The organism is Streptomyces sp. NPDC058678, from assembly GCF_042714835.1.
Classification (GTDB): domain Bacteria; phylum Actinomycetota; class Actinomycetes; order Streptomycetales; family Streptomycetaceae; genus Streptomyces.
This window is the reverse complement of sequence record NZ_JBHXSG010000093.1, coordinates 1-18,886: the sequence shown is the minus strand read 5'-3', so window position 1 is coordinate 18,886 and position 18,886 is coordinate 1. Positions and strand designations below refer to the sequence as shown.

Below are 18,886 nucleotides of genomic sequence, written 5' to 3'. Positions count from 1 at the left end.
CGCTCCATCGGCGCAACCCCGGCCCCGGGGGGTGCCGTATTTCAAAAACCGGCCACTTCTATCGTAATTGCGCTACCAAGGGGGGCCGTCGTATTTGGGCCGCGCGGAAGGGGCCGGCGCTCTTGGGCGTCACACCGGACGGGGTGCGGCGGCGGGGCGTATCTCCTTGCCCGGCAGGGCCGGTGCGTCCATCCGCCGCCAGACGGGGAAGACCAGCGGGCACAGGGTGACCAGCAGATACACCCCGCCCAGCAGCCAGAGGGCGCCGGTCAGCCCGGTCGCCTGGGCCAGCAGGCCCGATCCCAGCGTGCCGATGGGGATGGCAGCCAGCGCGCCGGCGGTGGAGACGCCCTGGACGCGGCTGCGCAGTTCTTCGGGGACGAGCTCGAAGACGAGCGGCCCCATCAGCGGGTTCAGGACGCCGGCGGCGAAGCCGGAAAAGAGCATGAGGACGGCCAACGGCACCGGGTCGTGCCACACCGCGGCCAGCACGAACCGCGGGGCGCCGGCGACGAGGAAGGCCGTCGCATAGACCGTCCGGCGGCGAAGCCGGCCGAACACGGTGGCGTACAGCAGGGCGCCGCAGATCGCGCCGACACTGGCGACGCCGGTGATGAGGCCGAGGCTGAGCGGGCCGCCCAGGCTGTCCGTGGCGTGCGCCGGGAGCAGCACCGCGCTCCAGCCCTGGTTCAGCGCGTTGGTCACCATCACCATGAGGGTGATGGCGAGCAGCAGCCGGGTGCGGCGCAGGAAGGCGAAGCCGGCCCGCAGCTCTGCGCGGTAGGTACGCAGATCGACCGGTGGCGCGTCGGTGACCGGGGCGGCGGCGGGAAACTCCCGCAGGCCTGCCAGGACCAGGACGGCTGACGCCACAAAGCTCGCCGCGTCCAACAAGAGCACCGCGGACGGGCTGAAGGCGGCGATGAGCACACCGGCCAGCGGGCCGCCGAGCAGCCGGGCCAGCTGGCGGGCACTCTCGAAGTGACCGGCGGCCTTGGCCACGGTGGTGCCCGCCCGCGCTGCGAGATGCGGCAGCAGCACGCCGCGGGCCGACTCCCCGGGGGAACGGCACAGGCCCATGACCGTGACCAGCGCGCACAGCAGCCACAAGGGGAGCAGTCGGCCCTGGTTGAGCAGCGGGACGGCGGCGATGGCCACGGCCGAGACGAGGTCCGTTTGGACACTGACCCGGCGGCGGCCGAGCCGGTCGATGAGCGGGCCGCCGAACACGGCGCTTGCCACCATCGCCAGGCCCTGCCAGAACGCGACGACACCGGTGGTGGCGACGCTGCCGGTCGTGGCGTACACGAACACGGGAATGGCGATGAGGCTGAGCCAGTTGCCGGTGACGGATATGACGTTGGCGGTGAGCACGGCGACAAGCGGCCGCCGGTCCCTGGTGCGAGCGGCCCCTGCGGGCATGGCGTAACTCCCTGTGGGCGTCGGTGGGTTTCATGAGCGGCTGGGCCTGCGGCCCCCGGGGCGTGCGCGGGTGAGGGGCCTCTCACGCGCCGAGGGAGGAGGGTTGTGCCATCTGCGTGTCCGCCAGGTCCGTGTGCCGCAGCTCCTCGGCCAGCAACTGCCACATCTCGGCGTATCCGTCGGCGAGCTGGGACAGCGGCTGGCGGCAGTGCGCCGGGACGCTGTCGAGGATTAGCTGCCGGTCGCGGACGACCGAGGAACACGCGTCCAGCATCCGCAGGACGTTGCGGCCCGCGTCGTTCAGGCGCAGCGAGGGGTCCCGGCGCAACGAGTCGAAGATCGCCAGCAGTTCGGCGGGAGTCGGGGAGTCCTTCAGCCGGGGCCGCAGGATCTGCCGGCCCGGCTGCGCACGCATCAGCGACGTCACCTTGGCCGGTGGCCGGCCAGGCGCGGCGGCGGGCGGCTCGGCGACGCGCATGACGGCCACGCCGTCCGCACCGATGGCGCACTGGTCGGTGCGGGACGTGGCCGCCCGCTGCCTCGGCGGCAGCGGATCCTCGCCTCTGAGCATCCGGTCGCGTACATCGGCGACCGTCGCCGGGGAGATCCCCACCCGCCGCGCGATCTGGCGCAGCGAGGCGCCCGGGTCCTGCCGGATCAGCCGGCTCGCCAGCTCCCGGCCCTGCGCCGAACTCACCGGTCTGGCCCGCCCGTCGCGCCCCACCCGGTGCCCTGCGCCCGGCGTGCCGGCCCCGCACGTGCGCCGGACGTCAGCCACCTTCCTCGCGGACAGACCCGCCACCGCGGCGACCGCCCTGTCCGACCAGTCGGGGCGGTCCAGGAAGATCCGCTCCGCCGCGGCCACCCGGTCGGCCACCGACAGGGCCCGCCCGTGCGCCACATTGACCGCGACCGCCAGCAGGGCGGCGTCCTGCACATCACCGTCGAAGAAGCGGACCGCGATGTGCTTTTCCCCTCGCAGTTGCGCCGCCCGCAGCCGGTGGACACCGTCCACCACCGTCATCGTCGCCCGGTGCACCACGATCGCCGGCCACGGTGTCACCGACTGCGCGAGCTGTCCAACGAACTCCTCGTCCTCACCGTCGCTGCGGGGCGTGTAGGCCACCACCAGGGCGTGTGTGGGGACGGACTCGACCGGTTGGTCCCCAAGCGCCTGGTCCCGCAGGGCTATCAGATAGTCCGAGCCCTCCGCGCTCCTGCTCACCTCGGCTCCCCCTTTCCCGCGCCTCAGGAACCGTTCCCCTGCCAGCCCGAGTCGTCCTGCGACATGAGACCGGCCGTGTCCAAGGCAGCGGAAGAAACAGACACCGAGGCGGAGGAGGAGGAGGAGGAGGAGGCGTCGGCCGCCGCGGCCGTACCCGCCGCCAGACCCGTCCCCGCCGCCACGAGCACACCAGCGGCGACCACATGCAGAATCGTCTTACGGACCGTCATCTCGGTTTCCCCTCTCGCTGTGTTCCGACGTGACCGATGCTGCCGTGCCGTCGGGGCCCGCAGAAGAGAGTTTGCGCTGGTCAAACCGGCCTTGGCCTACTTGGGCCAGGAAGCCGACCGTGCGGCGGCGCCGGGTGCGGCTCAGATGCCGCCGATCATCGGGCTGCGCCCGGTGAGGTTGACCAGCACGGTCTCGTCCGGGCGGATCCACCCCGCCCGCGCCTGGTCGCGTACGGCCGCGACGGCCGCGGCGGCCGCGTGGCACACGTCGATCCCCTCCAGGGCGTGCAGCAGGTGCCGGGCCACCACGAGGTCCTCTCGCGCGGCACAGACGATCGAGCCGCCGGTGGTAGCCGCGATCGTGTGCAGGTAGGGGTAGTAGGGCGAGCCGTCACCCAGGAGGATGGCGGTGGCCAGGCCCCGGGGGTCCTCGATCCGGTCCCCGGCGCCCAGTTCGGCGCGGCCCTCCCGCCACGCCCTGGCCGCCGGGGCACAGGACCCCTCCTGAGCCATCAGGAACCGGGGCATGCGCTCCAGCCGGCCCAGGCCCAGGTACTCGCGCACACCCTTGTGCGCGGCGAGCACGCCCATGCCGCTGCTGACCGCCTGCACCACGACGTCCGGAGTACGGTCCATCGCGTCGAGCCCCTCCAGATAGGCCAGCTTGAGGCCCTCCCGCCGCGCCCAGTTGAAGAACCCGGCGTCGAAGTGGAGTCCCCGCTCAGCCGCGAACCGGCGGGCCTCGGCGGAAGCGGCCACATAGCTTCCCGGTACCGCCGTGAGGGTGGTACGGGGGTCGGCGGGGATGTCGTGATTGGCGATGAATTTCTCACCGCAGAAGAAGTGCGCCCGCATCGAAGGGTCCATCCGCACCGCCCGGGCCAGCGCAGTCGAGCTGTTTCCCGTGCTGGAGCCGACGAATTCCCGCACGCCGAACTGGCGCAGCACGGCGGTGACCACGGACGCCAGCCGGTCCTTCGTGGTGCGGGTCGGCTGCAACGACTCGTCCTTGATCCACAGCCCCGGGACCCCGATGGCGATCCCGAGACGCGGAGCGGGACGGCACGGCGTCCGCACGGTCACACCGTGGCCGAGGAATTCCCGGGACGTCAGCGGAAGCAGATCGAAATAGACCTGCTCGGGATCAGGATGACGGCAGAAGTCCACACTCCCCAGCTCGTAACGGGGTTCGAGGGCCCCGCTGCATCCGGGGCACCGGTACATCACATCAGGTGCGAACTCGGCACCGCACAGGACACACACCAAGACGAACTTCGTGCGCGTGCCACCCTCGTTCCGGACAACGCCCTCTGCAATCGCCGTCACGGCAGCATCCTTTCACAAAGTCTCGGACCGGCAATCAAAGCCGCCAAAAAAGAAAACCTCACTGGCCGTCAATCGGGCCGCGACGTTACCAGGCTCCCGCCCACCATCCCCTGGACGATAAAAATCCTCCAGAACACACAAAAACAAATCGCGTCCAACTGCGGACACACCCAGTTGAACACCCCTACTCAACCCCCCCCCCACCGTGACACGAAAGCATTCACCACACCATCGTGGCCATCCGGCTCACAAAACACAGGCAACGCACCCCCAGACCGGTAAACCCAAGCATCACCGCCGCAGCGCCCGGGGCGTGCCGCAGCGGCGATACGGGCCCGCCCGCCTGGCCCATCAGTACGACACCGAAGTGCACACCCCGGCCCGGCAAAAGACTGGGCGCCCCCACCCGCGCCTACAGCCAACACCGCGCCACAGCCGACCACGACCGCGGCCGATACCAGCCCTTCAAAAGCGCCGGTGACGAAAAGGACACCCCTCAGCCGAGGAAGGAGAACTCCTTCCAGAGCCCGCCGGCATCACCACCGCGACAGCGAAGCCGAACAGGACCCACACCGCCGGCCGGAAGGGACCACCGGGCCGGCGGGAACACTCGGATGAACCGTGCCGAAGTAGACCGTGTCCGTGCCTGGCCGGGAGAGAACCGGTAGGCACCACACAGGACGACCGTGGTCGGGCCCGTGTTCTGCGGCAGTTGGCCCCGGATGCTCCAGCTGCCGTCCGGTTCCTGGACGCCATCGGTCAGGCACGTTGCCGGGTCGTCGGCGATGCCGTGCCCGCGTCCGTCCGGTCGGAAGACCACATCGCCCGGCCCGAGCCTGAAGGGTGCTGAGCCGTCTCCCGGCAGGAGCCAGCACGAGGCAAGATGTCGGCTACACCAGACCTATGAGGTGGGCGAACCATCGTCCCGGTGCTCCATATAGGGGCGAGCGTCCGACACGCCATCACTCCAGGTACAAGCCGTAAGTTCCGCCCCGGCTTCAACGCCGCGGGGCCGGCCCGGGCTCCGGCACCCTTGCTCACGCAGCACACCGCCGTCGCACCGGCCGCGGCCCTCGCACATCCGAGGCCCCCGGATACGCTCGCGCCTACAAGGCCTCGCATTCTGCAGCCTCTGACACCCACAGTGACGATCGACCACGCCCCTCCCATGCGGCAAGCACGGTACGGGGCGTAGCAGAAGCCGGCCGGCGCCTTCAGATGTCCGCTATTGCCTCCCAGGCGGCTTCACCGGTCTGGAGTAGCGGGTAGCAGGCTTGCCAGGAAGGGGTCGGCGAGGAGTCGTTGGCGGGCTTGATGGAGGTGGGCGCGCACGGTGGCGGGTGCGATGTCCAGGCGGTTTGCGATTGCGGAGGTGGGAGTACCTGTGACCTGCATCCAGATCACCTGCCGCATGCGGGGCGGCAGGCGCAGAAGCGCCTGTGTCACTTCCATCTGGGTGGCGGACGCCAGCACGTGATCTTCCGGGCTTGGCTCGGCCTCGTTCGAGTCGAGGAATTCGCCGGTGGTGACCTCCAGGCGAAAGCGGGTGGACTTGAAGTGGTCAGCCACCAGGTTGCGGGCGATGGTCACCAGCCAGGCACCCAAGTCCCGGCCCCGCCAGGTGAACGAGGCGATTCGCGCCAGGGCGCGCAGAAAGGTCTCGCTGGTGAGATCTTCGGCCGTGGCTTTCCCGCCGACCCGGTAGTAGATATAGCGGTAGACGGTGTCCGCGTAGGCGTCATACAGGGCACCGAAAGCCTCACGGTCACCGGCCTGGGCTTGCTCCACCCAGGCGACGACATCACCGAAGACGGCCTTGCGGGCGGACTGCCCGCCCGCAAGGTCGTCCGCCCGCTCTGCGTCGGTCATCAACTGCTGCCCGCCGGGGCCTGGACGCACGAAGTGCGCCAGAGCAGTGCCACAGCCGCGATCCCTTGCAGCATGGCCGCGCACACACCGGCGGTCACTGGATCGATCACGGCTGCACTCACGGCCACCACCACTACAATGATCACGAGCACCACTGCAGGGATCGGACGCCAGTGCGTGCCACCGGCCGGCACACACGAGAGCGGCAAGAGACGCTGGCGCCATCGGGGCATGTGAACTCCCTGGTCTGAGAGGGCTCCTCGCCGTGCTCCGGCCAAGGACTGCGGCCAAGAGCCCCGCCTTTGCTGTCACTTGCAGTGTGCGACGGGTCACATCCCGCGTCCATGCAAACTCCTGGGAACAGCACGTGGAGAACCTCACACGATTTCCGCTAAACGCCTCTCAAGCAGAATCGTTGAACAGTCCGCCACGGCCGATGCGGCAGCGTTGAGGCCAAGGCACCAGACAGGTGCGGAACAACTCCGCGTCTGAGGAGGACCCGCCGCCCCGCTCCGGCCAAGAGACAAAGGCGGCGGGTCCTCGCCTTCCTGCTCTGCGCGGCGGGCAGGTTCGCCGGCCAGGCACGTTGCCGTTGCCGGGAGTTACCGCCACACTGACCGCCGCCGACGCGGCGCGGTGGCGCACCCCTTTGACTCACACCATCACCCCGCACGGCACCCGGCGCAGCGCCTATCTGATCCGGCGCACGGTCACGTGCTGCATACCTCGAAAAGGGTCGCCACCAAGGGACAGCACTCGCTCACGCCAGGCTATGGCCGGGGGCGCCCCGGCTCACCGGGCGGCCATGGAGGTACTCGTCAGCGGGAGGGTCGGGAGCCGTTGCGCCACAGGGCTGTGAGGTGGGAGGGCAGGATCTGTGTGGCCGCGTCGAGGAACTGCGGGCCCTCGTCTGTGGTGTTGTCCCCGCCTTCGTAGATGGCCCTCATGGCCTGCTCCACCCAGTCGGGCTCGAGCCGTTGCCAGTCCGCGGCGAGACGGCGCAAAAAGACCAACCGGAAGCGCCGTCTGGTGTCCGTGTCGACGGGGGCGAATCCGTTGAGGGCGATGTGGAGGCAGACGTCGAAGGCGGCGGTGAGGTCCGTCGGTGTGCTGTCCTGGTCGCTGGTCAGCCATAGGCCCACGAGTGCGTTCGCCGCGGATACAGCGGGGTGTTTTCTGGTGGCGTGGAAGGTGACGACTGCCGTGTCCCACGGGCCGGCCCACGGCTGCAGTGCATGCGCGAAGATGTCATCGGCGACGTCGCAGAGGAACTGCGCCTGCTGTTGCAACTCGCGGTGGTCGGCCTGGATCCAGGAGAACCAGAAGTCGTCTGTGCGAGGCCGGTACTGGTGGTCTGGCCCGAAGTCGTAGGTCCAGTACGGGTCCGTACTGACCGGCTCAGCTTCCGCATCGTCTCGCAGGCGCACCCGAATCTGCCGCCGTCCCTCTTCCCAGAGCCGCTCGATTGCCACGGTGGCGATGAGCCCGCTCCAGCCCTGGGGCGGGCACTGGGAGCGCCACAGCAGCGCCAGGCGGCGCCATGGGGCGACTGTTTCGCCGGCGCCGGGAAAGAGATCGTCGCCGCTGAGGCCGTCAGCGGTCGTGGTAGCTGCGGCGAGGAGCATCAGGTTGAGGGAGTACGTCGCCGGTCGGGCCGGCACCGTCACCGGCTGCGGCATGTAGGCGTCGTAGCGGGTGTCGTGGCGGGTGTGCAGCGCCCGGTGGAAGAGGCCCAGCAGGGCAGTGAGCGTCTGCGCCCGCAGGAATTGCGGCCACCCCCGCAGCCGTTCCACGAGGAAGGAGACGGTCGTTTCGCGTGTGGTCAGGGGCATGAAGGACAGCAGCGTGAAAAGGAACGCGTCGTCGACGGTGGCCGGCCTGCTGCGGCGTGCGTGGTGGCGCACCGACTCGGCCAGGTCGTGCAGTTCCTGTGCGGCGAGCCGGGCCACCAGATACTCCCCGAAGGTGGCGTGGAGGAACTCGTAGGCGCTCAGCGTTTGGCCTTCCCGGTTTGCCCGCGCCTCGTGAACGAAGAAGAAGCGGCCGAGCAGGAGTTGCGCGGCGGTGAGGGTGGCGCGCAGGCCGGTAGGGGCGGATCGGCTGTCGGTCTCCGGCGTGAGGGCGCCGAGGTCCGTGTTCAGTTCCGCCGCGCTGATCCACTGCTGGCCGCGGTTGAACATCGCGAACGCCACGATCGACAACTGGGTGAGTTCTTCCTCCACGGCCTGGCCCAGTTGTTCCTCGGTCAGCTCGGGTGCCTTCTTGCGGACCTCGCGTCCGGCGAAGCTGGAAAGGAGACGTTCGTAGAGTTCGGCCTGGCCCAGCGCGGCGCTGTGCAGTTGCAGCGCGTTGCGGTCGGAGTCGTACAGGGCCAGCATCAGGAGCAGGAGCGGCTGGGATGCCAGCTCGCCGTGTGCAAGTACGGTGTCCGCGGTGAGGGGGTAAAGGTCTCGTGCGGCGAAGCCGGCGGCGTTGGTGGCGTTCCACACCTGCAGCCACTGTGTCACCTGGCTGTTGTTGAAGGGCTCCAGGCGCACGGCGATCATGCCCTGGGCGGGCCGCGCGCGGTCGGCGACCGCCGTGCGGCTGGTGACGAGGACGGCGACGGGGCGGCCCTGGCCCGCCTCGCGTGCCTGGAACGCGGCCACCTTCAGCAGATAGTCCGTCTGGCTGGTGCCGGTCGCCTGCAGCAGCTCGTCGAACCCGTCCAGTATGACGACCGGCAGCGCCCCCTTGGCGCGGTGTACCAGTTCGGGCCAGTTCACCACCTCGCCGGTGGAGGCCCGGACCGCCTGCTCGATCTGGGTCTGCAGGTCGGCCTCGGCGGCAGCCTCCCGCAGTATCACGCGTACGACGAGGAAGTCGGCGGGCGCAAGACGTGCCGCCAGCACCTGCGTGAGCACGGACTTGCCCGACCCGGGCTGGCCCAGCACGACCAGCGGGGCACGTACGGCCTGCGGAGATGTCAGGTGCCCCAGCAGAAATTCCTCCAGGTCGCCGCGGACCGGCCGCTCTTGCCACCAGCTCTCGGTGGCGAACGGGTCGGAGGGGCCCACATCGCACACCCGGAAGTCCGGATTGACGTACGCGGCGCCCAGAGCCGGAAGGCTCAGCCCGTCCAGGGCATCGCGGGAGGTGAGGATCGGACGATCAAGCACGGCCGCATGGGCACGCGCCAGAGCGGTGATCCAGGCATCGGCGGGCCTGCGCTCGGCGATCTGCGCGAGCACCTCCTGGAGCCCCTCCAGCCCGGCGCTCACCGTCCGCAGGTGCGCCCGCGTGGCCCGGTGATCCACCAGGTTGGCCCAGAAGGCGACCTCGGGGCAGTCGAGCGCCAGCTGCCTGAACAGTTCCTCATAGCGGGTGAGTGCCCGCCCGGGAAGATCGGTCGAGAGGGTCTGTGCGAAACGCTCCCTGCGCGTGTCGTCGAGGCTGTCCCACACCACCAGGCCCGACACGAACCGGGTTACTTCGCCGGACAGGCGCTGGTAGAACTCTGACAGGGCTTGCAGGGTCATCTCGTAAGGCCGTTGCGGCACGGGCATCGGAACCTCGGCCTGAAGCAGACCGGCGGCCAGGGAACCCAGCCGCCGGCCCGCCCCCGAATCACCCCCCGCCAGGGCCGTCTGCTCGGCACCCGTGAGCTCCCACTCCCCCGCGTCGCACGGAAGGTCCGTCTCGGAGAGGATCTCGAAATAGGCGGAGAGAACCACTACCGCATGGGCCGCCGCCAGGCGTTCACTGCGATCGAACCGGGCAAGGCCCCGCGCCTGTTCGCCCAGGTTCTGCACCAGACCCGCGCTCAGCCGGGCCAGCTCACCCCGAACGTCAAACAGGCTGGAGAGCAGATTGACGCCCGTGGCCGACGACGCCAGCAGCAGCCCACCCGTCAGCCGGTCCAGCGCCTCGACCGTACGCCCCTGCGATGCCCCCAAAAGGCGAACAGCATCCCTGTAGCTCAGCCCCACCGCGCCCCCCTCGACCTGGGCAGCCCCCCACCGCCGTCCAGAAGAAAACCGTATCCACACCCGGCCACCCTGCGGGAGTGAACCCCTCACTCCGCCAGCCGGCACCGGGGGCACATGGCAGCTCCTCCACCGAGCCCCCAACTGGCAACAACGGGAAGACAGTGCCCGCGGTGCAGGAAGGGGGAGCGAGGGTGCGGTCCCGGTGCGCCCACCGCACGGGCAATCCCTCGAGGGGAGCTGCCGCATGACTTCCCGCCGGGCACGGCGATCTGCTGACCGGCGCTGTGGCAGGCCGCCCCGGGCTGGCCTGCCATAGCCGAATTCAGGTGCGCTCATACCGGGGCGGCAGGAGGCCTTCGCCCGGCCACAGGGGCTGCTCGCTCACCAGGGCGGTGAGGAACAGGCCGACCTTGTCCAGGACTTCGGCGCGGTCGTTTCTGCCGTATGCGGTGGGTTGGCCTGTCGCGGCGTCAACGGCCCGCACCTGGCTGTCCGGGCCGGTGCACAGCAGGGCGCGGGCCAGGGCGGGAAGGGTGAGGCTCAGGGCGTCGCACCCGTGTGTGTGCACGAGCTGCACCAGGTCGGCGGTGACCCGTTCCCAGTCGCCGACGGCCGGCCAGTCGGCGCCGCCGTTCAGTTCGTGCGTGAGGGTGGCCAGCGGGATGATCTCGCCCGGCTGCCGTCCTAGGGTGAGCAGGTCGTGGATTTGGGCGCCGTCGGGCTGGTGCACCTGCGGGTGGAGCAGAGCGCCTGCGGCCACCACGGTGGTGTTGATCTCCTTGGTTGCGGGGCCGGGGTAGTACGGCTCGTGCGCGAACAGCAGGTACACGTCCGCGGTGCGGACAGCCGGGCTGGCGTCGGGCTGGGGCATGGGGTGGGTTTCCCTTCAGGAGTGACGTGCCGGGCGTGTGGCGAGGGTTTGGGGTGTCGTTGGCGGGGCGCCAGGCAGGTCGGGGTCCGGTGGCCGTCCGGCCTCGCGGGTCTGGACCGCGTCGTTTGTGCCGTCATCGGCGGTGCGCTGGACGGCCTGGGCGACCCGGTCGGCGAGGTGGAGCATCAGCCGTTCGCGGGTGGTGCTCCGCCTCGCCGGCCGGGCGGCGCGGGTGTCCTGGGTCGGGAGCAGGCAGGCGGCATCCCCCAGCAGGTTGTGACGGTCTCGGCCGGCCGGCGCAGTTCGCAGCGGCACGGGACCGTTGCTTCTGCCAGCGGTCCGGCTCACGGGTGAAGGGGTGGCGGTGGTGCGCTGCCGTGGCCGGCCGTGTGCGCAGCGGGTCGCTCACGGGCTGCTTCCTTCCAGGGCTCCGATGAAGACGCAGGCGCAGGTGGTGCAGCGGCCGTCGCTGTCGGGCTGTGCGCGCCGAGGTGTTGGTCCGGGGCAGGTTCGGCACAGCGGCCAGCCCAGGCAGGCGGGGCAGAGGTCTTCGCCGGGGGCGGTTGTGGGCACGCCGCAGCCGGCGCATTCGACGAGAGCCCGGTAGGTGAGGGCCTCGGTCACCGTGCGGGCGGCGGATGCCGTGGACGACGGTTCGGTCGCCGGCCACGCGGGCGGTGCCTCGCCTGGGACGTCGCCGCGGTGGTGCTGGCTGTCCACGGTGGCGGGGGGCGGGTGGGCCTGAGCGGCCCGCAGGCGGGCGGCGATGATCGCACCGACCGTGGTGCGTACCGGGTTCGGCAAGGGCCGGCCGGTGATGACGTGGCGCAGGTGCTCGCTGCTCCAGCCGGCCTCCATCATCACGATGAGTACGCGGCCCTGATCGGCCAGCGCCTTCCCGGTCAGCAGGAGTTCGGGCTGGCTCGCTCCGACCTCGAGCAGCAGCCGGATCCCCGGATGCATCTCGTCGGCTGGGAGCACGGCCGGCGTCGGTGCTGGTGGGTTGGGCCGGTTGGTGCCTGCGGACGTCGCGACGCCGCCGCGGCCGCGGCCGCACGGACGGAAGGGTCTGGTCTTCTGCTGCGTGGTGTTCTTTCTGCTGGTGTTCTTAGCGGGGCGATGAACCGATGTCGGGTTGTCCACCGGTGGACAACCCGACATCGGCTGCGGCCTGGTGTTTCGCGGGCTGGGAAGGTCGGTGATGACGTAGGTGGCCGCTGTGAGGGTGCCGTCGGGGTTGCGCTGGCGTTCCCGGAGCAAAAAGCCGTGCTTTTCCAGCTCCTTGAGCCCGCTCTTCACGGCTGCCTCGCCGTCGCGGCCGCGGCGCGCCAGGTCGGTGACGCTCATCCGCCAGCCGTCCCGGTGCGTGCTGAGGAGTCCGAAAATTCCCTTCGCCTTGAAAGAGAGCTGGCCGTCGCGGAACAGAGTGTTGGCGATCTGGGTGAACCGGTCGGCCGCCATCACCCCACGGCGGACCCCCGCCCCGAAGGCGGCCACCGCGGCGCCCGCGGGCGCGGGCACGTACGCCGTGCCAGCCGTCTGCGGGAGCTCAAAGTCGGCGATGGCCGGGTGGTCCGTGATCGAGTAGACGATCTCGCCGAGCGTCCCGTCGTCGTGCCTGAGCTGTTCGCGGATGAGATAGCCGTGCCTTTGCAGTTCGCTCAGGCCGCCGCGCACGGCATCACGCCCGTCGGGCCCGGCCCGCACGAGGCCGGCGACCGTCAGATGCCAGCCGGCGCGGTGGGTGCTGATGTGGCCGAAGATTCCCTTCGCTTTGAAGGACAGCCGGGCATCGCGGAACAGACTGTTGGCGATCTGGGTGAACTGGTCCGCCGCCATCACCCCACGGCAGATCCCCGCCCCGAAGCGGGTCACCGTGCCTGCTCGCGCGCCATCAGCACGCGTCCGCACCTGCTCTTACGCGAGTGTGCGGGCGCGAGGTGTCCGGGGCCGCTGAGCGAAAAGACATGCGCGAGATCCATACGGTCAGCTCACCCGCCGCCCCCGACCAAGCCGACGGCCACAGTCCCCGACCACCGATCACGATCGCGCAACATGCCCACCGATGTGCCGTGCTCAAGCCCGTGGTCGGGCCGACCACGAATGTCGCCAGGCAGGTGCCGGACTGCCTCGCCGTCGTTCGCCGTACGTCACCCGGTGTCCGGGGGTTACCGGCAGGTGACGAGGTCGATGCTGCTCGGTTGGAGGTCGAGCGGGATGGGGGCGCCCGCAATGTCCCATCGGGCGGGCCCGGCGGCGTTCAGTCCGAGAGCGCCTGCGCTGCGTCTTGGCGGAAGAGGTGGCAGCCTGTGGGCTTTCGGGGGAATGATGGGTTTTCATGCGGGGGCGTAGGGGAGTTGGGGCTGCGGTCGCCTTGTGCGTAGCGGCCGGTGTGTGGCTGTTGATCACGGCGGTTGAGGACGGCTGGGGCAAGGCGGACCCGCTGGCGAGTGTGATCGGCTCTGCCACTGGACTGGCCGCTCTGGGGCTCTCACTGTGGGCGACGGCACCGCCGGCGACCACCGTTCGTCGTCCGCCACCGCCGCCCGTGCCGGAATGGTGGGTGGACAGAGACGAAGCCGCTGCCGTCGCAAAGGCCGTACTTCGGCGCACCCGTCGGTGGCGGACCAGTAGCCCAGTCGCGATCACCGCAGGAGTCCACGGGGCTGGCGGCTTCGGCAAGACCACGCTGGCCAAGTATGTTGCCGCCCAGCGCACGGTGCAGCGTCGCTTCCCTGGCGGTGTTCACTTGATCACTATCGGTCGGGACGTACGAGGACGCGCCGCCGTTGCCGCGAAGGTTGCTGAGGAGACACGTCGGATCACCGGTGACACAACGGAGACCAGTTCCGACCCTGAGCGCGCTGGTGAGCATCTTGGACGCCTCCTCACCGGACGGCCGCGGACCCTTCTGATCATCGACGATGTGTGGGAGGAGGAGCAGCTCGCCCCGTTCTTGCGGGGGGCAGAGTTCGGATGCGTGCGGCTGGTCACTACCCGCACGCCAAGTGTTCTGCCCTCTGCAGCCATACGGATCGAAGTCGACCGGATGAGCGAACAGCAGGCCCGGTTGCTCCTTACCCACCGACTGCCCGCCCTGCCGCAGTCTGAGGCGGTGGAGGCACTGGTGAAGGGGACCGGTCGGTGGGCGCTGCTGCTGGGCATCGCGAATCGGTTCATCGCCGAGCAGGCAGCCACCGGGGCTGACCCGACCACCGCGGCACTCACTCTTCTTGAACGGCTGAGGGCTGACGGCCCCGCGGTCCAGGACCCGCACGGCACTTTGGACTTGGACCGGCCGGAGGGCCGCAACCGGGCGGTGCGGGCCAGCATTCAGGCTGCCACCACCCTCCTGCAATCTGACCACGCCGAGCAGCGCTTCGCCGAACTTGGAATCTTCGCCGAGGACGAAGCTGTGCCCATCACCTTGGTGGCCGCACTGTGGCAGGTCACTGGCGGCCTCGACGAGACAGCCACCCGCACCCTGTGCAAGCAGATGGCCGACCTGTCTCTGCTCGGAATTGACACCACAGTACCCGGCGGAACGATCACCCTTCACGATGTCGTTCGCGACTATCTGCGTGCCGGCCTAGGCACCACCCGGCTGATGGACGCGAACATCGCCCTCCTTGACACTCTTGCCACCACCCTGCCACGCACCGATACCGGAGACACCGCGTGGTGGGACACCTCCGCCGGCTACCTGCTCGACCACCTCATCGAGCATTTCCTTGACGCCGGACGCCCCGCAGCTGCTGACGCGGTGGCGCAGGACTTCCGGTGGGTGCGGACCCGGCTCCACCAGCGCGGCCCCACTGCACCTTGGCGAGATCTGGACCGCATCGGTCCGCCCGCCCAAACCCTCGCCCGGCAACTTTCCCAAGCCGCACACCTGCTGACCCCCACGGACCCTGCCTACGCCCTCGACGCCATCCTGCACAGCCGCATCACCAACAGAGCCTCGTGGACCTCACACGACCTTCGTGTTCCTTGCCTCATCGACCGCTGGCCGCCCCCCGACCTACCTGACCCCGCCCTCATCCGCATCCTGACTGGCCACACCGCCAGGGTGAATGCGGTGGTGTTCAGCCCCGACGGAACACGCCTGGCCACCGGCGGCGACGACGGGATGGTGCGGGTCTGGGACCTGGCCGCTGGCGAAATCCTGCACACAATGGCCGGCCACACGCGCAGGGTGAACGCGGCGGTGTTCAGCTACGACGGGGCCCGCCTCGTCACGGCTGGCGACGACTGGAGGGTGCGGATCTGGGACCCGGCCACCGGCAGAAGCCTGCACACCCTCACAGGCCACACCAGCGAGGTGCGTGCGCTGGCGCTCAGCCCCGACGGCACCCGCCTCGTTACCGCCGAGTATTTCGGGATGGTGCGGGTCTGGGACTTGGCTACCGGTAGACCCCTGCAAATTGTAGGCAGCTTCACCGGCGGGGTGAACGCGGTGGTGTTCAGTCACGACGGGAGCCGCCTTGCTACCGTGGCCAACGACGGGACGGTGCAGATCTGGGACTCGGCCACTGGCGAGGCGTTATATACCCTCGTCGGCCACACGCGCAGGGTGAACGCAGTGGCGCTCAGCCCCAACGGGACCTGCCTCGTCACGGCTGGCGATGACTGGAGGGTGCGGGTCTGGGACCCGGCTACCGGCGGAAACCTGCACACCCTCACAGGCCACACCGGCGCGGTGAACGCGGTGGCGTTCAGTCCCGATGAGGCCTACATCGCCGCTGCTGGTAACGACGGGACTGTACGGGTGCGGGATTCGGCTACTGGCAGAATCCTGTTTTCCCTCACTGGCCACACGCGCGAGATGCGCGCGGTGGTATTCAGTAGCAACGGGAACCGCCTCGCCACCGCCGACACCAACTGGGGGGTGAAGATCTGGGACTCGGCCGTCGGCACGAGCTTGCGCACCCTCCATACCGGCGGGGTGAATGCCGTGGCGTTCAGCTGCGACGGCACCCGCCTCGCTACCGCAGGCATCGACGGGATGCGAATCTGGGACCCAGCCACTGGCGAAACCTTGCGTACCCTCACCGGCCATGCCGTCGACGTGAGCGTCGTGGCGTTCAGTCCTGACGGGACACGCCTCGCCATCGTCGGCCAAGATCGCACGGTGCTGGTCTGGAACCTGGCCAATGGCAGAACACTCCGCACTCTCAGCGGCTTCACCGGCGACGTGAACGCGGTGGTGTACAGCCGAGACGGGATCCGTCTTGCAACAACCAGCGACGATCATGCGGTACGAATCTGGGATCCGGCGACGGGCGTGGCGCTACGTATCCTCACGGGCCACACTCGCGAGGTGCGTGCGGCGGCGTTCAGCGCCGACGGGGCCCGTCTGGCTACTGTTGGCGCCGACGGGACGGTGCGGGTCTGGGACGTTAATACTGGCCAGGCGTTGGCCATGATGCGTGTCGACAGCAGCCTGTCCTCCTGTGCTTGGGCTCCGAACGGGCGTGCTCTGTGTGTCGGCGCGTCGGGGGGGCTGTTCGCCTACAACTTACGGGAGGGAAATGTTCACTAGAGTTCCCAACGGTATGACCTGCCCAGTGGCTGGTTGTTAGTGTCCGACGGTGACGTTGACGGACCTCATCAGTGCAACGCCGCATGCCAGGTGAGCCGCGAGCAGGAGCAACCGGCAGGGACTCTCTCCTGGAGAAATCCGATCAGCAGATCGGTGACAGCCGATGGCCGCTCCAGGCTGGGTAAGTGACCTGCCCAAGACAGTTCGACATGCTCGGCATTCGCGATCAAATCCGGCAGCCGGACTGCGATACTTAGTCGCTTGCGACCACAGGGGGTGTCGGGCCCTGGCTCGAGGAGCAACAGGCCGGCCGCTAGCCTCCTGGTGTGATCTCCGCATTTCTCGACACCGCCGCGGTCACATCCCGGCTGCTGCGTTCGCCGGTGCTGGCCGAACGCTGGGAGCAGCCGAGCGCCCTGGCCGAGTTCCGGGTCAGCGCTCTAGCCGGGCATCTGGCCCGGGCCCTCTTCAACGTCGAGCGTTGGCTGGCAGAGCTGCCACCGGCGGGCGGGAGGCCCATCGATGCTGTCGCGTACTTCCTGTCCGGCGCTGGCCCGGCGCCGCATCTGGAAGATGCGGTGCCGCGTCACATCCGCGAGGTGGGGGAGCAGGAGGCGGCCGGTGGGCCTGCTGCCCTGGCCGGGGAGTTTGACGCCGCTCGCGCCCGGCTCGCAGCGCAGTTGCCGGCCATGCCGCTCGACCGGCCTGTCGGCGTGTTCGCCCACGTACTGCCGCTCGATCAGTGTCTGCTCACCCGGCTCGTGGAACTCGTTGTCCACCTCGACGACCTTGCCGTCAGCCTGGAGGAACCCACGCCGTCGGTGCCGGCGCAGGCCACCGACTTGGTCATCGCCTGCCTCACCCGCATCGCCGTGGCTCGTCACGGCGTCCTTCCAGTGATGCGCACCCTGGCCCGCCGCGAACGCGCCATCGATCCGATCGCGGCTTTTTAGGCGGCTGCGTCCCGGGGCTCGCTCGACGAGAACGCCGTTCTCCAACCAGGCGCCGGCGCGGCCGGGCCGCCGCCCAGGACCGCCACCCGCTCGCTCCGGCCGGTAAGCGGACACGGTTCACACACCGCGGCGGCGGCCCTGCACTGGTGCTCCACGTCCCACGGCCACAGCATCCGGCCACCGCTCACCCTTGGGCAGGATGCGTAACTGGGCTGCTGTGGTCGGGCACATGGTCGGGCCGACCACGGATGCTTCCAGGTGGTCGGAAAGGCTGCGCAAGCACGGCTGCGCAGCGATGTAGGCGCTCATTGCGCAGGCGGCTGCGCAATGAGCCACAGGTCCTGCGCACTCGGCATGGGTGCCGGTTGCGCACGGTGGCAAGACGCCGTCGCCCCGACACGGTCCCCCGTTGCGGGCAACAAGGCTGCCCCGGCCTCCCTTTCGCCGGCGGTGCGCGCACGAGCTGTCAGCGGGTGATCCGTCGTGGGCCCTGGGGTTGGGGGGCCAGCGCGCCGCCTTCGCGGCGGTGCTCCGCTCCCCCATGCCCGGACCCCACGGCCGGGCCCGTGGTCGGGCTCATGGTCGGCCCCACCACGAGCTTTGTGTCCCCATCGTGATAGTGGTCGGGCCTTCATGGTCGGTGGTCGGGTCGGGGCCGGCGGGTTTTCTCAAGGTCGGCAAGTAACCGTTTCGACCTGGGAGTTTGACCATGTCTCCTGGCAAGCAGGCCCCGGCGAGCGACGCGGCTGTCCCGATGGCCGCCGGCGCCCGGCTGGAGAAGATGAGGCGACGCGTGCGCCTGTCGCGCCTGGCCCTGTTCACCGCGATCGCGGCCGGTCCCGTCGCCCTGGGCGTCGCGGTGCTGTCCGGCCCGGCCACGGCCACGGCCACGGCTACCCCTGCCCACACTCCGGCCCCGGTGCGCACCGCGGCCACCGCGGCCGACCCGGCGGGCTATGCGCAGGTGTTCGTCGACGCGTGGTTGCGCAGCAGTGCCGACGACGCCGACAGTGCGCAGGCGCGTCTTGCGCAGTTGCTCGCCCCGGACGTCGATCTGCCGGACCCGGTGGCTGGTGCGCAGCCCGCGCCGGCATCGGTGACCGCGGTGCGCAGTGCGCAGCGTGAGGGCGGGGCGTGGGTGGTGACGGTGGCTGCGCACTACCCCGACGGGCGGTTGCGCTACGTCGTTGTCCCGGTGACGGCCGACGCGAGTGGCAGCTCGTTCGCTGTGACGGGTGCCCCGGGGGTGGTGGCCGGCCCGGCGCGCGCCGCGGTGGCCCATCCGCCGTACGGGCGTTGTCACGTTGTTGGCTGTGACTGCCTGACGGCGCGTCGGGGCAGGGTGCTGGGAGCCGGCCTGTGCTCAGGCCGCGGTGGCAAGGCCAGCGACGCCGGTGATCTGCTCCCAGATGGCGAAGCGGACGGTCATCTCGGCTCGGTAGTCGTGGGCGGGCATCAGATGGCGGCGGGGCCGGAAGTG

12 protein-coding genes and 2 pseudogenes are annotated in these 18,886 nt (G+C 69.8%); 3 read left to right on the top strand and 11 right to left on the bottom strand.

The window, feature by feature from the left end:
- Positions 1-129 precede the first annotated feature (129 nt).
- The 10 genes from ACFWWR_RS43880 to ACFWWR_RS43835 form a co-directional block, all read right to left on the bottom strand.
- A complete protein-coding gene (locus tag ACFWWR_RS43880; RefSeq protein WP_384309839.1) occupies positions 130-1,422 on the bottom strand; it encodes an MFS transporter in 1,293 nt (430 codons plus the stop codon).
- An 82-nt stretch (positions 1,423-1,504) separates the two neighbouring features.
- Complete coding sequence (locus ACFWWR_RS43875; protein WP_384309836.1) at positions 1,505-2,647, bottom strand: helix-turn-helix domain-containing protein; 1,143 nt, start codon at positions 2,645-2,647, stop codon at positions 1,505-1,507.
- A 23-nt stretch (positions 2,648-2,670) separates the two neighbouring features.
- Complete coding sequence (locus ACFWWR_RS43870; RefSeq protein WP_384309834.1) at positions 2,671-2,877, bottom strand: hypothetical protein; 207 nt, start codon at positions 2,875-2,877, stop codon at positions 2,671-2,673.
- A gap of 141 nt (positions 2,878-3,018) precedes the next feature.
- Positions 3,019-4,203, bottom strand: a complete 1,185-nt coding sequence (locus ACFWWR_RS43865; RefSeq protein ID WP_384309831.1) for a pyridoxal-phosphate dependent enzyme — start codon at positions 4,201-4,203, stop codon at positions 3,019-3,021.
- A gap of 496 nt (positions 4,204-4,699) precedes the next feature.
- Positions 4,700-5,068 carry a cupin domain-containing protein gene (locus tag ACFWWR_RS43860; protein WP_384309852.1) on the bottom strand — a complete coding sequence of 123 codons (369 nt, stop codon included), beginning with the start codon at positions 5,066-5,068 and terminating at the stop codon, positions 4,700-4,702.
- A 380-nt stretch (positions 5,069-5,448) separates the two neighbouring features.
- A complete protein-coding gene (locus ACFWWR_RS43855) occupies positions 5,449-6,297 on the bottom strand; it encodes a sigma-70 family RNA polymerase sigma factor (RefSeq protein ID WP_384309828.1) in 849 nt (282 codons plus the stop codon).
- Between the two features lie 593 nt (positions 6,298-6,890).
- Complete coding sequence (locus ACFWWR_RS43850) at positions 6,891-10,286, bottom strand: NACHT domain-containing protein (protein WP_384309825.1); 3,396 nt, start codon at positions 10,284-10,286, stop codon at positions 6,891-6,893.
- Between the two features lie 76 nt (positions 10,287-10,362).
- Positions 10,363-10,911 carry a hypothetical protein gene (locus ACFWWR_RS43845; protein WP_384309822.1) on the bottom strand — a complete coding sequence of 183 codons (549 nt, stop codon included), beginning with the start codon at positions 10,909-10,911 and terminating at the stop codon, positions 10,363-10,365.
- 15 nt (positions 10,912-10,926) lie between these two features.
- On the bottom strand, positions 10,927-11,226 hold the full coding sequence (locus ACFWWR_RS43840; RefSeq protein WP_384309819.1) for a hypothetical protein: 300 nt from the start codon (positions 11,224-11,226) through the stop codon (positions 10,927-10,929).
- A 90-nt stretch (positions 11,227-11,316) separates the two neighbouring features.
- Complete coding sequence (locus tag ACFWWR_RS43835) at positions 11,317-12,786, bottom strand: hypothetical protein (RefSeq protein WP_384309816.1); 1,470 nt, start codon at positions 12,784-12,786, stop codon at positions 11,317-11,319.
- A gap of 517 nt (positions 12,787-13,303) precedes the next feature.
- On the opposite strand from ACFWWR_RS43835, the gene ACFWWR_RS43830 reads away from it, so the two are divergent.
- The 3 genes and pseudogenes from ACFWWR_RS43830 to ACFWWR_RS43820 form a co-directional block, all read left to right on the top strand.
- Positions 13,304-16,453, top strand: coding sequence for an NB-ARC domain-containing protein (locus ACFWWR_RS43830; RefSeq protein ID WP_384309813.1), 3,150 nt, complete (start codon positions 13,304-13,306; stop codon positions 16,451-16,453).
- 326 nt (positions 16,454-16,779) lie between these two features.
- Positions 16,780-17,406 (top strand): maleylpyruvate isomerase N-terminal domain-containing protein, encoded by a 627-nt coding sequence (locus tag ACFWWR_RS43825; RefSeq protein WP_384309810.1) that lies wholly within the window; start codon positions 16,780-16,782, stop codon positions 17,404-17,406.
- Between the two features lie 709 nt (positions 17,407-18,115).
- Positions 18,116-18,700 (top strand): annotated as a pseudogene (locus ACFWWR_RS43820) (conjugal transfer protein); the annotation flags it as partial.
- 69 nt (positions 18,701-18,769) lie between these two features.
- On the opposite strand, the pseudogene ACFWWR_RS43815 reads toward ACFWWR_RS43820, so the two are convergent.
- Positions 18,770-18,886, bottom strand: a pseudogene (locus ACFWWR_RS43815) (IS6 family transposase); the annotation flags it as partial.

What these genes read in the sequence shown, in the direction of transcription:
- ACFWWR_RS43880 (WP_384309839.1), bottom strand. Translation starts at nt 1,422, where the DNA reads ATGCCCGCAGGGGCCGCTCGCACCAGGGACCGGCGGCCGCTTGTCGCC.
- ACFWWR_RS43870 (WP_384309834.1), bottom strand. Translation starts at nt 2,877, where the DNA reads ATGACGGTCCGTAAGACGATTCTGCATGTGGTCGCCGCTGGTGTGCTC.
- ACFWWR_RS43855 (WP_384309828.1), bottom strand. Translation starts at nt 6,297, where the DNA reads ATGGCGCCAGCGTCTCTTGCCGCTCTCGTGTGTGCCGGCCGGTGGCAC.
- ACFWWR_RS43850 (WP_384309825.1), bottom strand. Translation starts at nt 10,286, where the DNA reads ATGCGGCAGCTCCCCTCGAGGGATTGCCCGTGCGGTGGGCGCACCGGG.
- ACFWWR_RS43845 (WP_384309822.1), bottom strand. Translation starts at nt 10,911, where the DNA reads ATGCCCCAGCCCGACGCCAGCCCGGCTGTCCGCACCGCGGACGTGTAC.